This window comes from Yersinia sp. SCPM-O-B-9106 (C-191) (assembly GCF_026183365.1).
Taxonomy (GTDB): Bacteria; Pseudomonadota; Gammaproteobacteria; order Enterobacterales; family Enterobacteriaceae; genus Yersinia; species Yersinia rochesterensis.
The window spans coordinates 3,318,259-3,332,404 of record NZ_CP110791.1 but is presented as its reverse complement, the minus strand read 5'-3'; the positions used below and the strand labels follow the sequence as shown (position 1 = coordinate 3,332,404).

Here is a 14,146-nt window from a genome sequence, read left to right as displayed (position 1 = left end):
CCCCGTTGATAAAAAGACGCAACCCATAAAAAAGCCGGCGGATGCCGGCTTGTCATATTACTCGTGCGTTATGATGTTGGGGATGGTGTCATCCTTGCGCAACGTCATTATTTCGCAGCCGTTATCAGTTACCACAATAGTATGCTCATACTGCGCCGACAAGCTGCGATCTTTAGTTTTTACTGTCCAACCGTCTTTCATGGTGCGGATGCGGTAATCACCCGCATTCACCATAGGTTCAATAGTGAAAGCCATACCCGCTTGCAGGACAACGCCACCGTCATCAGCGTCGTAGTGCAGAACTTGTGGCTCTTCATGGAAACCTTCACCAATGCCGTGGCCACAATATTCACGGACGACAGAGAAGTTTTCTGCTTCTACAAACTTCTGAATTTCTTTACCCAAGGTGCGCAGACGGATACCCGGTTTGACCATTTTGATAGCCAGATACAGGCTTTCTTGGGTCACTCGGCACAAACGCTCACCAAGGATGGTTGGTTTGCCGACAATAAACATTTTTGACGTGTCGCCATGGAAGCCGTCTTTAATCACGGTCACGTCGATGTTCACGATATCGCCATCTTTCAGGACTTTGTCGTCACTTGGAATGCCGTGGCAGATAACTTCATTGACCGAAATACACACTGACTTCGGAAAACCGTGATAACCAAGACAAGCTGAAATCGCTTGCTGGTGGTTGGTAATATGGTCGTGACAAATACGATCAAGCTCGCCGGTGGTGACGCCTGGTTTTACGTGAGGCTCAATGATTTCCAGCACTTCAGCAGCCAAGCGGCCAGCAACGCGCATTTTTTGAATATCTTCAGGTGTTTTGATTGAGATTGCCATGCAAAAGTGTCCGTAGGGGCTGTAAGTATCAACCAGCCGCCGTGATATGAATAAGCAGGTAAGTATCATATACCCTAAAAAAGCTGTTGCTAATGGTACCAGCCCTGTAATTTGCTGCCAAACTTTCCTTTGTAGTGACGGCATTAAATACAACAAAAGTTGGTGTGTTGTGGCTGTTTATGGTATAAAGCGCGCCGGCGAATCGTACTATTTTCTTTGTTAAGAAATTATTCTTGGGTCTCTCTAGGGAGCCTGTGCATGTTCTAATAAGAAAGTACTGTTTAGTCGAGCAATACCAATCGCACTCATATGTGTAAATAACACACACGTGTCGACACATACGCCGGGGTGCCCTAAAGTTTTTGATTATTATCAATTTCTTATGGGGTCGGCGTTATGGGACACGTGGAGGCATAACCCCAACTGATACTATAGAGGTTTTAATCATGGCAACTGTTTCCATGCGCGACATGCTCCAGGCCGGTGTTCACTTCGGTCACCAGACCCGTTACTGGAACCCGAAAATGAAGCCTTTCATCTTCGGCGCACGTAACAAAGTTCACATCATCAACCTGGAAAAGACCGTACCATTGTTCAATGAAGCTCTGGCTGAATTGAAAAAGATCTCTTCCCGTAAAGGTAAGATCTTGTTCGTTGGTACTAAACGCGCAGCAAGCGAAGCGGTAAAAGAAGCTGCCAACAACTGCGACCAGTTCTTCGTGAACCATCGCTGGTTGGGCGGGATGCTGACTAACTGGAAAACTGTTCGTCAGTCCATCAAACGTTTGAAAGATTTGGAAATCCAGTCTCAAGACGGCACCTTTGACAAGCTGACCAAAAAAGAAGCGCTGATGCGTACTCGTGAACTGAACAAGCTGGAAAACAGCCTGGGCGGTATCAAAGACATGGGCGGCTTACCAGACGCACTGTTCGTTGTTGATGCTGATCACGAACACATCGCTATCAAAGAAGCTAACAACCTGGGTATCCCGGTATTCTCTATCGTTGATACTAACTCCGATCCAGATGGCGTTGACTTCATCATCCCAGGTAACGATGACGCAATCCGTGCAGTTAAACTGTACCTGAGCGCTGTTGCTACTGCCGTCACTGAAGGTCGTTCTCAAGATCTGGCCGTTCAAGCGGAAGAAAGCTTCGTAGAAGCTGAATAATAAGTCAGGCTCGTCGTGAGCCCTTATTAACCAGGTATTGAAATATGTTGGTTAGGGGGCCTTTTATAGGCCCCCTTTGCGTATCTAATGTGAGATCTTGTTTTCACAAGAGAACCGAGGAAATTGAAATGGTTGCTATTACCGCTGCTTTGGTAAAAGAACTGCGTGAGCGTACTGCTGCAGGCATGATGGAATGTAAAAAGGCGTTGGTTGAAGCTAACGGCGACATCGAGCTTGCCATCGACAATATGCGTAAATCTGGTCAGGCTAAAGCTGCCAAGAAAGCAGGCCGTATCGCTGCTGAAGGTATTATCCTGGCTAAAATTTCAGCCGACGGCAAATTCGGTGTGATTCTGGAACTGAACTGCGAAACTGACTTCGTTGCTAAAGATGCTGGCTTCAAAGCATTCGGCGAAGAAGTTATCAACGCAGCTTTGGCTGACAAAATCGCTGATATCGACGTTCTGAAAGCTAAGTACGAAGAACAACGCGCTAACCTGGTGGCTAAAATCGGTGAGAACATCAACATTCGTCGTGTTGCTGTTCTGGAAGGCGATGTTCTGGGTACTTATCTGCACGGTGCACGTATCGGTGTTCTGGTTGCGGCAACTGGCGCTGATGAAGAGCTGGTTAAGCACATTGCTATGCACATCGCTGCAAGCAAGCCTGAATACGTTAAGCCAGAAGATGTTCCTGCTGAAGTTGTTGCTCGCGAGCACCAAATCCAGTTGGACATCGCTATCGAATCCGGCAAACCGCGTGAAATTGCTGAGAAGATGGTTGAAGGCCGTATGCGTAAGTTCACCGGCGAAGTTTCTCTGACTGGTCAGAACTTCGTTATGGACCCAAGCAAAACTGTTGGCGATCTGTTGAAAGAGCACAAAGCTGACGTTGTAAACTTCATCCGCTTCGAAGTGGGCGAAGGCATTGAGAAAGTTGAGACTGACTTTGCTGCTGAAGTTGCAGCAATGAGCAAACAGTCTTAATGCTAAAAATGGGGCCGCCACCAGGCGGTTCCATTTTATCCACTCGATACCCGTCATACTTCAAGCTACAGGTGCGTTGACTGCTTTTGTTCACCTCAGTCACTGACTTATGTCGGCTCCTGAGGATTCACTCAGTTGTCGTCTTCCTGTCACTCGAATTATTGAGGGTATAAGCTTAGGCTAGTCAGTTTTCAACGCCCAATATTGCCTTGAAATCCTGACGGTCAAGTCCCCAATATTATTACTGCTGCTTAGGACAGAACACCATGGCAACCAATGCAAAACCCGTATATCAGCGTATCCTGCTTAAGCTTAGTGGCGAAGCCCTGCAAGGCGCAGAAGGTTTTGGTATCGACGCAAGCGTTTTGGATCGCATGGCTCAAGAAGTTAAAGAGCTGGTCGAATTGGGCATTCAAGTCGGTGTGGTGATTGGCGGCGGTAACTTGTTCCGCGGTGCCGGTTTGGCACAAGCTGGGATGAACCGCGTAGTGGGCGACCACATGGGAATGCTGGCTACCGTAATGAACGGCCTGGCAATGCGAGATGCACTGCACCGTGCCTATGTGAACGCCCGCCTGATGTCTGCTATTCCACTTAATGGTGTGTGTGATAATTACAGCTGGGCCGAAGCAATCAGCCTGCTGCGCCACAACCGCGTAGTCATTTTTGCTGCGGGTACCGGCAACCCATTTTTCACTACAGACTCCGCAGCTTGTCTGCGTGGCATCGAGATTGAAGCTGATGTTGTGTTAAAAGCAACAAAAGTCGATGGGGTGTACTCCGCAGATCCGGTGAAAAATCCTGATGCAACACTGTACGAACAGTTAACCTATCAGGACGTTTTAGAGCGAGAGCTGAAAGTTATGGATCTGGCGGCCTTCACTTTGGCCCGTGACCACAACCTGCCAATTCGTGTCTTCAACATGAATAAGCCTGGCGCTCTGCGCCGTGTGGTGATGGGTGAGAACGAAGGGACATTGATCACTAAAGAAGTGATACCGACAGTTAAATAAGCGACTGCCCGTGTTATCGAGGGGCTGCTCCTACGCCAGCAACTGTTGGTTTGTATATTCACTGGCTATACTCAAGGTATGGCCTGCCAAGTAACCAGTTTTCAAGGGTTCACAACGTGATTAACGAAATTAGAAAAGATACCGAAGTGCGTATGGAAAAATGCTTAGAAGCATTCCAGAATCACATCAGTAAGATCCGCACCGGCCGCGCTTCTCCAAGTATTCTTGATGGCATCCAGGTTGAGTATTATGGCACTGCAACGCCATTGCGCCAGTTGGCTAACATCGTCGTTGAAGACTCCCGGACTTTGGCTTTGACTGTTTTTGACCGCAGCCTCAGTGCCGCAGTTGAAAAAGCGATCATGACCTCTGATTTAGGCCTAAACCCTTCTTCTGCGGGCACCGTTATCCGTGTTCCACTGCCAGCATTGACAGAAGAACGCCGTAAAGACTTAATCAAAGTTGTTCGTGCAGAAGCCGAGCAGGGCCGCGTTTCTATTCGTAACGTGCGCCGTGATGCTAATGATAAAGTAAAAGCTTTGTTGAAAGATAAAGAGATCAGCGAAGATGAAGATCGCCGCTCTCAGGAAGACATTCAAAAACTGACCGATGCCTTTATCAAGAAAGTTGATGCTGCGTTGGCTGCTAAAGAAACCGAGTTGATGGATTTCTAATCCTCACTCGCAATGACAAAGCGCCGCTTAGTTGGCGCTTTGTTTTAGCGGGTTCAATATTTTGTTAGATTGATGCCGCGCCTATCATAATACCCTAAATAATTTGAGTTGCAGGAAGGCGGCTATTGAGCTAATCCCCAAGAACTTACACCGGTAAGTGGCTGGGGTGAACAAAGCAGCCAACCTACATACAGCTTGAAGTATGACGGGTATAAACACAGTTATTCAGAGCACTCTCATGAAGCAACTGACTATTCTTGGTTCTACAGGTTCCATCGGCAACAGCACTCTGGGTGTTGTGCGCGCTAATCCCGAATTATTCAAAATCACCGCATTGGTTGCTGGTCGCAATGTTGATCAGATGGCCCAACAATGTCTCGAATTCGCTCCCCGTTATGCCGCTATGTCCGATGAAACTTCGGCTAAAGCATTGCGCCGGTTGTTGGCAGAAAACGGTTCAAGAACAGAAGTTTACTCCGGCGAAAAAGCCGCGTGTGAGCTGGCGGCTATAGGCGATGTTGATCAGGTGATGGCGGCGATTGTCGGCGTCGCAGGTTTACCGTCAACACTGGCGGCTATCCGCGCAGGCAAGCAAGTATTACTGGCCAACAAAGAGTCACTAATTACTTGTGGCAAGCTCTTTATGGATGAAGTGAAGCACAGTCGTGCACAACTGCTACCCATCGACAGCGAACATAATGCTATTTTTCAGAGTTTACCTGAAAAAATTCAGTCTCAATTAGGCTATTCTTCACTGAGTGAGAATGGTGTTTCCCGCATCATCTTAACGGGCTCTGGTGGCCCACTGCGTGAAACGCCATTAGCACAGTTTGTAGATGTCACCCCGGACCAAGCTTGTGCCCATCCAAACTGGTCTATGGGACGCAAGATTTCGGTCGACTCAGCGACAATGATGAACAAAGGGCTGGAGTATATCGAAGCGCGGTGGTTATTTAATGCTAGCGCAGAACAGGTGGAAGTTATTTTACATCCTCAATCTGTCATTCATTCAATGGTGCGCTACCATGATGGTAGCGTATTGGCACAGATGGGGACGCCAGATATGCGAACACCGATTGCACATGCGATGGCTTATCCAATGCGGGTGAGTTCAGGTGTGGCACCACTGGATTTCTGCAAGATACGCGAGCTGACTTTTGCAGAGCCAGATTATCAGCGTTATCCGTGCTTGAAATTGGCTATCGATGCATCAAATACAGGGCAAGCCGCCACTACCGCCCTGAATGCAGCCAACGAAGTTTCTGTCATGGCGTTCTTGGATTCGCAAATTCGTTTCACTGATATTGCAGTGATTAATCGTACTGTTGTGGAGCAGTTATCATTACCAGAGCCAGCCAGTGTGGATGAGGTGTTGGTGATTGACCGTAAAGCCCGCGATATGGCTGTTCAAGTAATAGCGAAATTGAATAATTAAAAGCCTCCTTGGCTAATGTGGGAATTTGTTAGGATAAGGCTGAGATGATATAGTCTGCACCGTCAATGGGTAGATAGACTGTTGATTAGTGGCCCAATAGGTATTTAAACCGTCTATTTTGGCTGTCACTGAAGAAGCCGTGACTTGGTACACGGCTTTTTTTGTGCGCTTGCTGCCTAATGTTCGGGATGAACAATTGATTTATTGAGGAAATGAGTTCGCATTATGTCGTCTGTAAATGAAGATAGGGCTAACTTGTCCCCCCTAACCCCTCGCCATGTTGCTATCATTATGGATGGCAATGGGCGTTGGGCAAAAAAACAGGGTAAATTAAGGGTTTTCGGTCATAAAGCGGGAGTGAAATCAGTTCGCAGAGCGGTCAGTTTTGCTGCTACTCATCAGTTGGATGCGCTCACGCTTTATGCTTTTAGCAGTGAAAACTGGAACCGCCCTGCTCAAGAAGTCACCGCATTAATGGAACTTTTTGTTCATGCGCTGGACAGCGAAGTAAAAAGTCTGCATAAACATAAGGTTCGGTTATCGGTCATTGGTGATATCAGTCGCTTTAGTGAACGTTTGCAGAAACGGATCCGTCGCTCAGAAGAGTTAACGGCAAATAATGACGGTCTGAGACTTAACATTGCTGCCAACTATGGTGGCCGTTGGGATATTATTCAGGGAGTGCGTCACTTAGCTGAGCAGGTACAGCGAGGGGAATTGCAACCCACAGATATTTGTGAAGAATCGCTAAATTCGCATATCTGCCTGCATGAGCAATCTGAGGTAGATTTAGTGATCAGAACCGGTGGTGAACATCGCATCAGTAATTTCTTGTTGTGGCAAATCGCCTATGCTGAACTTTACTTTACTGATGTACTCTGGCCTGATTTTGATGAACATGTCTTTGAAGGTGCGCTGAATGCATTTGCACAACGCGAGCGTCGCTTCGGGGGAACTACACCTATCGATGCAACTGCATCCTAGGGGGAACTTTTGCTGAAGTATCGTCTCATAACTGCTTTAATCTTGATTCCGGTTGTCATTAGTGCACTGTTCCTGCTTCCGCCGGTTGGTTTTGCTATTGTCACTCTTGTTGTCAGCATGCTTGCCGCTTGGGAATGGGGGCAATTAGCCGGGTTTGCCAGTCGTTCTCAGCGTATTTGGCTAGCCATACTGTGTGGTTTTTTACTGGTCTCAATGTTGCTTAGCCTCCCGGCCTACCAACATTCAGCTCATCTTCCACAAGTGAGCGTGCCTCTCTGGCTTTCTATGGGCTGGTGGATCGCTGCATTGCTGTTGGTGCTTACTTACCCACGCTCTGCGGTATTTTGGCGCGATTCACGTCTGTTGCGTATAGTTTTCGGCATCCTGACCATTGTCCCATTCTTCTGGGGAATGGTCGCACTACGCCAGTATGGCTACGAGCTGGACCATAATATTGGTGCTTGGTGGCTGCTTTATGTGATGCTGCTGGTGTGGGGCGCTGATTCTGGCGCCTACATGTTCGGTAAATTGTTCGGTAAACATAAATTAGCGCCTAAAGTCTCACCGGGTAAAACGTGGGAAGGATTAATTGGCGGTTTACTGACATCAGCTCTGATATCATGGTTGTTTGGTCGATATGCTCCATTGGATATCATCCCCGAAAAACTGTTAATCTGTTCCGTGGTCGCTGCATTGGCCTCGGTACTCGGCGATTTGACCGAAAGTATGTTTAAACGTGAAGCGGGAATCAAAGACAGTGGTCATTTGATTCCTGGTCATGGTGGGATACTGGATCGTATCGATAGCCTGACCGCAGCTGTGCCGGTATTTGCCTGCTTAATGCTGTTAGTGTTTTAATCCGTCACTGACGGGGAGTTTAGGGAATATGATGAGCATACTCTGGAGCCTGGCCGCGTTTATTATCGCACTGGGGATCTTAATTACAGTGCATGAGTTTGGCCACTTTTGGGTGGCACGGCGCTGTGGTGTCCGTGTCGAACGCTTTTCGATTGGTTTTGGTAAAGCGTTATGGCGTAGAACTGATCGTCAGGGAACCGAGTATGTTATCGCCCTCATCCCATTGGGTGGTTACGTTAAAATGTTGGATGAGCGCGTAGAGGCTGTTGCTCCGGAGCTCCGCCATCAATCTTTTAACAATAAAACCATTTTACAACGTGCGGCAATCGTCAGCGCGGGCCCTATTGCTAACTTCCTTTTTGCTATCATTGCTTACTGGCTGGTGTTTATCATTGGCGTGCCAAGTGTGCGTCCGGTTGTGGGTGATATTTCGCCACAATCCATTGCTGCGCAAGCCAATATTTCTCCAGGAATGGAACTTAAGTCTGTAGATGGCATCGAAACGCCTGATTGGGATTCTGTTCGTTTGGCTTTAATCAGTAAAATTGGCGATAAGCAAGCACAAGTCGGTGTTGCTCCATTTGGCACTGCTAACGTGGTGCAAAAGACCTTGGATTTGCGTCAGTGGCAATTTGAGCCAGATAAACAAGATCCCGTGGTTGCGTTGGGCATTATTCCGCGTGGCCCGCAGATTGAATCCGTCTTGGCAGAAGTCCAACCAGGGTCAGCGGCACAAAAGGCGGGTTTACAAGCAGGGGATAGGATAGTTAAAGTTAACGGCCAGTTGCTGGATCGTTGGCAATCATTTGTTTTACAAGTTCGAGATAACCCCGGTAAAGCGCTGGTGTTAGATATTGAAAGGGGTGGTACCCCCTTGTCTTTAACCTTGATACCAGATACAAAATCGGTTGGAGAAAACCGCAGTGAAGGTTTTGCGGGTGTAGTGCCGAAAGTTATACCGCTTCCGGATGAATATAAAACGATTCGCCAATATGGCCCGTTCACCGCACTCTACCAAGCTGGGGATAAAACCTGGCAGTTGATGCATTTGACGGTAAGCATGTTGGGTAAACTGATTACTGGTGATGTTAAGCTGAATAACTTGAGTGGCCCGATATCTATTGCACAAGGTGCTGGGGTTTCAGCTGAGTACGGGTTGGTGTATTACCTGATGTTTTTGGCACTTATCAGTGTCAACTTGGGCATTATCAATTTGTTCCCGTTACCGGTGTTAGATGGTGGACATCTGCTCTTCCTGGCGATAGAAAAGCTGAAGGGTGGGCCGGTTTCTGAGCGAGTACAGGACTTCAGTTATCGCATCGGCTCGATTTTGCTGGTGTTATTAATGGGGCTTGCACTTTTCAATGATTTCTCCCGTCTTTAACGGCAGGGGATAGGTTAGGAAGAACGCATAACAACGATGGCGATGAAAAAGTTGCTCATAGCGTCGCTGCTGTTTGGCAGCGCCACCGTATACGGTGCAGACGGGTTCGTAGTGAAAGATATTCATTTCGAAGGCCTGCAACGGGTCGCCGTCGGTGCGGCGTTACTTAATATGCCGGTTCGCGTAGGCGATACCGTCAGTGATGATGACATCGGTCAAACTATCCGTGCGTTGTTTGCTACAGGCAACTTCGAGGACGTTCGCGTCCTGCGCGATGGTGATACGCTGATTGTTCAAGTCAAAGAACGCCCAACGATTGCCAGCATCACTTTCTCCGGTAATAAAGCGGTGAAAGATGACATGCTTAAGCAGAATCTGGAGGCCTCTGGCGTCCGGGTTGGCGAAGCCCTGGACCGTACCACTATATCCAACATTGAAAAAGGACTCGAAGACTTCTACTACAGTGTGGGTAAATACAGTGCTTCAGTGAAGGCTGTTGTTACTCCATTGCCACGTAATCGTGTTGATCTAAAATTGGTCTTTACCGAGGGTGTCTCTGCAAAAATTCAGCAGATCAACATCGTAGGTAACCACAGTTTCACAACTGATGAACTTATCTCGCGCTTCCAATTGCGCGATGAAGTGCCATGGTGGAACGTGGTCGGTGATCGTAAATATCAGAAGCAGAAACTGGCTGGTGACCTTGAAATCTTACGCAGTTTCTATCTGGATCGTGGTTATGCTCGGTTTAACATTGATTCAACCCAAGTGAGTTTGACGCCAGATAAAAAAGGCATCTATATCACAATCAATATTACTGAAGGCGACCAATACAAGCTTAACAGCGTGGTGGTGAGCGGTAATCTTGCGGGCCATCAATCTGAAGCGGATAAGCTGACCAAGATTGAACCGGGTGAACTGTTTAACGGCAGTAAAGTGACGCGCATGGAAGAAGACATCAAGAAGATGTTGGGCCGCTATGGCTATGCTTATCCGCGTGTCGTGTCTCAGCCTGAAATTAACGATGCTGATAAAACAGTTAAATTGCATATCAATGTTGATGCGGGTAACCGTTTCTATGTCCGTAATGTCCGTTTCGAAGGCAATGACACCAGTAAAGACTCAGTGTTGCGCCGTGAAATGCGTCAAATGGAAGGTGCATGGCTGGGTAATGATCAGGTCGAAGCCGGTAAAGAACGTCTGAACCGTTTAGGCTATTTCGAGACTGTTGATGTTGAAACTCAACGCGTCCCAGGAACGGCTGATCAGGTCGATGTGACTTACAAAGTTAAGGAACGAAACACGGGCAGCCTGAACTTTGGTATCGGGTACGGTACTGAAAGTGGTGTGAGCTTCCAGGTTGGCGTGCAGCAAGATAACTGGTTGGGTACGGGTAACACTGTCGGTATTAACGGCACGAAAAACGACTACCAGACCTATGCTGAGTTTACCTTAACTGACCCATACTTCACCGTTGATGGTGTCAGTCTGGGTGGGCGTATCTTCTATAATGACTTTAAAGCAGATAACGCAGACCTGTCCGGTTATACCAACAGCAGTTACGGTGTTGACGGTACTTTAGGCTTCCCAATTAATGAGAATAACTCATTGCGTGTTGGCTTAGGTTACGTCCACAACGACCTGTCTGATATGGAACCGCAAGTTGCGATGTGGCGTTATCTAGAGTCAGTAGGCCAACGTCCTGACTATACTGGTCGTGCGGGCTTTACTACTGATGACTTTACGCTGAATCTGGGTTGGACATACAACAATCTTGACCGTGGCTTCTTCCCAACTTCGGGTGTGAAATCCTCGGTGAATACGAAAGTGACTGTACCTGGCTCAGATAATGAGTTCTACAAAGTGACTTTCGATACATCAGCATACCAGCCATTAGATGACGATCGCTCATGGGTGCTGTTGGGCCGTGGTCGCTTGGGTTACGGTGGCGGCATCGGTTCGAAAGAAATGCCATTCTATGAGAACTTCTATGCCGGTGGTGCCAGCTCTGTTCGTGGTTTCCGCTCTAATAACATTGGTCCAAAAGCGGCGTATTATGCCAATAATGGAACTACAGTTAATAACTCTACCGATGCGGTAGGGGGGAACGCCATGGCGGTGGCCAGTTTAGAACTGATTACACCGACACCGTTCATTAGTGAGAAATACTCGAACTCTGTACGCACTTCAGTCTTCATTGACTCAGGTACCGTATGGGATACCAATTGGGAAAATACCGCTCAAACACGAGCAGCAGGTATTCCTGATTACAGTAAAGCCAGTAATATTCGTGTCTCGGCCGGTGTGGCACTACAATGGATGTCACCATTGGGGCCTTTAGTGTTCTCATATGCTAAACCAGTTAAAGATTACGAAGGCGATAAGTCAGAGCAATTCCAGTTTAACATCGGTAAAACTTGGTAATTGCTTGGCGAAGTAATTGATTAGCTAAGTAGCACTGAATTTTAAAGACAGCACTGGTAGTTGAAATAACCTAAAGTAGCGTTGGCTCAGGTTGGCGCTATCTTAGGTATTATTCAGTATTAAGTGCACTTCAAGGTGTCTCTGACACAAACGGGTAATGGTAAGGAGTTTATAGTGAAAAAGTGGTTGTGTGCCGCAGGTCTTGGTTTAGCATTGGCAGCTTCTGCCAGCGTTCAAGCCGCAGACAAGATTGCTATTGTTAACGTTTCCAGCATTTTCCAACAATTACCTGCGCGTGAAACCGTAGCTAAACAGCTGGAGAATGAATTCAAAGGCCGTGCAACCGAACTGCAAGGAATGGAGCGCGATCTGCAGACTAAAATGCAGAAACTGCAGCGCGACGGTTCTACCATGAAAGCTAGTGATCGTACTAAGCTGGAAAACGACGTAATGAAACAGCGTGAAACTTTCTCTACTAAAGCCCAGGCTTTTGAGCAAGATAATCGCCGTCGTCAGATGGAAGAGCGTAACAAAATTCTGAGCCGTATTCAGGATGCTGTTAAATCTGTTGCTAGCAAAGGCGGTTATGACGTAGTGATTGATGCAAATGCTGTTGCATATGCAGATCCTTCTAAAGATATCACTGCTGACGTGCTGAAACAGGTTAAATAAAACATGCCTTCAATTCGACTGGCTGATTTAGCCCAGCAGTTGGATGCACAGGTGCACGGTGATGGCTCTCTGGTCATCACCGGCATCGCTTCTATGCATTCTGCCGAGCCTTCGCAAATCACATTCTTGTCAAACAGCCGTTATCAAGAACAACTCGCAACTTGCAATGCAGGTGCGGTGGTGTTGACTGAGGCTGACTTACCTTTCTGTAAATCTGCTGCCCTGGTGGTTAAAAATCCATATTTAACCTATGCACGCATGGCACAGATAATGGATACCACACCTCAACCTGCGCAAGATATTGCCCCAAGTGCGGTGATTTCTCCGCAGGCAACGTTGGGCGAGAACTTATCTATCGGTGCAAATGCAGTGATAGAGTCTGGTGTTGTGCTGGGCGATAACGTAGTTATCGGTGCTGGCTGTTTTATTGGTAAGAATACTCACATTGGTGCAGGTAGCCGTTTGTGGGCCAATGTCTCCGTTTATCATGAAGTTGTAATTGGGCAAAACTGTCTGATTCAATCCGGTACGGTCATTGGTGCAGATGGTTTTGGCTATGCAAATGATCGTGGCAACTGGATAAAAATACCGCAGCTTGGTTCTGTACATATTGGCGACCGTGTTGAGATTGGCGCTTGTACAACAATTGACCGTGGTGCGCTGGATAATACGATTATTGGTAATGGCGTCATCATTGATAACCAATGTCAGATTGCACATAACGTTGTGATTGGCGACAATACTGCGGTTGCGGGTGGTGTTATCATGGCAGGTAGTCTGAAAGTTGGACGCTATTGTATGATAGGCGGCGCAAGTGTGATCAATGGTCATATGGAGATTTGTGACAAAGTCACAATCACCGGAATGGGAATGGTGATGCGTCCAATCACTGAACCTGGGTTATACTCCTCCGGTATTCCGCTGCAACCCAATAAAGTGTGGCGCAAAACAGCTGCTTTAGTGATGAATATTGATGGAATTAATAAACGCTTAAAAGCGATTGAGCGCAAAATCGATAAAGAATAATCACTTAAGCCCGAAACTCTGAGCAAATAATCAAACTTATTGGCAATTGATGCCAAAAGTAAGTGTAAAGAGTTCCTAATTTGCGGCCTGCCTAATGCCTCCCTTTTGGGGCAGTGCAGGCCGTGTTGTTGATAGCATCAGTTTTTAGACAGGAAGAGTATTTTGACTACTGACACTCATACTCTGCACATTGAAGAGATTCTGGATCTACTCCCGCACCGTTTTCCGTTTTTGCTGGTAGATCGCGTCCTTGATTTTGAGGAAGGGAAATTTCTGCGTGCAGTGAAGAACGTCTCTTTCAACGAGCCATTTTTCCAAGGCCATTTCCCAGGTAAGCCCATCTTCCCTGGTGTGCTGATATTAGAAGCTATGGCTCAGGCTACCGGGATTTTGGCGTTTAAGAGCCGCGGTAAACTTGAACCAGGTGAGCTTTATTATTTTGCTGGTATTGATGATGCTCGCTTTAAACGTCCAGTAGTGCCTGGCGATCAAATGATCATGGAAGTTGAGTTTGTTAAAGAGCGCCGTGGTCTGACTCGTTTTACTGGTGTTGCGAAAGTTGATGGTGAAATCGTTTGTACGGCAACAATGATGTGTGCTCGCAGCAAACCAGCAACAGCTGTAGTTGCAAAGTCTGAAGTTGCAAAGTCTGACGTTAAGGAGTCCTGA

13 protein-coding genes are annotated in these 14,146 nt (G+C 47.2%); 12 read left to right on the top strand and 1 reads right to left on the bottom strand.

All coding sequences use genetic code 11. The annotated features are described in order from the left end of the window. Positions 1-57: 57 nt before the first annotated feature. Positions 58-849, bottom strand: coding sequence for a type I methionyl aminopeptidase (gene map, locus OP863_RS15190; protein WP_145589205.1), 792 nt, complete (start codon positions 847-849; stop codon positions 58-60). A gap of 446 nt (positions 850-1,295) precedes the next feature. Here map and rpsB point away from each other — a divergent pair, with 446 nt between their 5' ends. The 12 genes from rpsB to fabZ all read left to right on the top strand — a co-directional run bounded on the left by rpsB (position 1,296) and on the right by fabZ (position 14,146). Further along, positions 1,296-2,021, top strand: coding sequence for a 30S ribosomal protein S2 (rpsB, locus tag OP863_RS15185; RefSeq protein WP_004391704.1), 726 nt, complete (start codon positions 1,296-1,298; stop codon positions 2,019-2,021). Between the two features lie 128 nt (positions 2,022-2,149). Continuing rightward, on the top strand, positions 2,150-3,007 hold the full coding sequence (tsf, locus tag OP863_RS15180; protein WP_038631245.1) for a translation elongation factor Ts: 858 nt from the start codon (positions 2,150-2,152) through the stop codon (positions 3,005-3,007). Between the two features lie 266 nt (positions 3,008-3,273). After that, positions 3,274-4,020 carry a UMP kinase gene (gene pyrH / locus OP863_RS15175; RefSeq protein ID WP_038631247.1) on the top strand — a complete coding sequence of 249 codons (747 nt, stop codon included), beginning with the start codon at positions 3,274-3,276 and terminating at the stop codon, positions 4,018-4,020. Between the two features lie 116 nt (positions 4,021-4,136). Continuing rightward, a complete protein-coding gene (frr, locus tag OP863_RS15170; protein ID WP_004391701.1) occupies positions 4,137-4,694 on the top strand; it encodes a ribosome recycling factor in 558 nt (185 codons plus the stop codon). Positions 4,695-4,932: 238 nt separating this feature from the next. Beyond that, on the top strand, positions 4,933-6,129 hold the full coding sequence (gene ispC / locus OP863_RS15165; RefSeq protein ID WP_145589204.1) for a 1-deoxy-D-xylulose-5-phosphate reductoisomerase: 1,197 nt from the start codon (positions 4,933-4,935) through the stop codon (positions 6,127-6,129). A 225-nt stretch (positions 6,130-6,354) separates the two neighbouring features. Continuing rightward, positions 6,355-7,113 (top strand): (2E,6E)-farnesyl-diphosphate-specific ditrans,polycis-undecaprenyl-diphosphate synthase, encoded by a 759-nt coding sequence (gene ispU, locus OP863_RS15160; RefSeq protein ID WP_038631252.1) that lies wholly within the window; start codon positions 6,355-6,357, stop codon positions 7,111-7,113. Positions 7,114-7,122: 9 nt separating this feature from the next. Then, complete coding sequence (cdsA, locus tag OP863_RS15155; RefSeq protein ID WP_038631254.1) at positions 7,123-7,971, top strand: phosphatidate cytidylyltransferase; 849 nt, start codon at positions 7,123-7,125, stop codon at positions 7,969-7,971. Positions 7,972-7,999: 28 nt separating this feature from the next. Then, positions 8,000-9,355 carry a sigma E protease regulator RseP gene (rseP, locus tag OP863_RS15150; protein ID WP_145589203.1) on the top strand — a complete coding sequence of 452 codons (1,356 nt, stop codon included), beginning with the start codon at positions 8,000-8,002 and terminating at the stop codon, positions 9,353-9,355. Positions 9,356-9,391: 36 nt separating this feature from the next. Next, positions 9,392-11,779, top strand: a complete 2,388-nt coding sequence (bamA, locus tag OP863_RS15145; protein ID WP_145585911.1) for an outer membrane protein assembly factor BamA — start codon at positions 9,392-9,394, stop codon at positions 11,777-11,779. A 174-nt stretch (positions 11,780-11,953) separates the two neighbouring features. Continuing rightward, on the top strand, positions 11,954-12,451 hold the full coding sequence (gene skp, locus OP863_RS15140) for a molecular chaperone Skp (protein WP_011816966.1): 498 nt from the start codon (positions 11,954-11,956) through the stop codon (positions 12,449-12,451). A gap of 3 nt (positions 12,452-12,454) precedes the next feature. Continuing rightward, positions 12,455-13,477, top strand: a complete 1,023-nt coding sequence (lpxD, locus tag OP863_RS15135; RefSeq protein WP_038631262.1) for a UDP-3-O-(3-hydroxymyristoyl)glucosamine N-acyltransferase — start codon at positions 12,455-12,457, stop codon at positions 13,475-13,477. Between the two features lie 162 nt (positions 13,478-13,639). Further along, a complete protein-coding gene (fabZ, locus tag OP863_RS15130) occupies positions 13,640-14,146 on the top strand; it encodes a 3-hydroxyacyl-ACP dehydratase FabZ (protein WP_038631264.1) in 507 nt (168 codons plus the stop codon).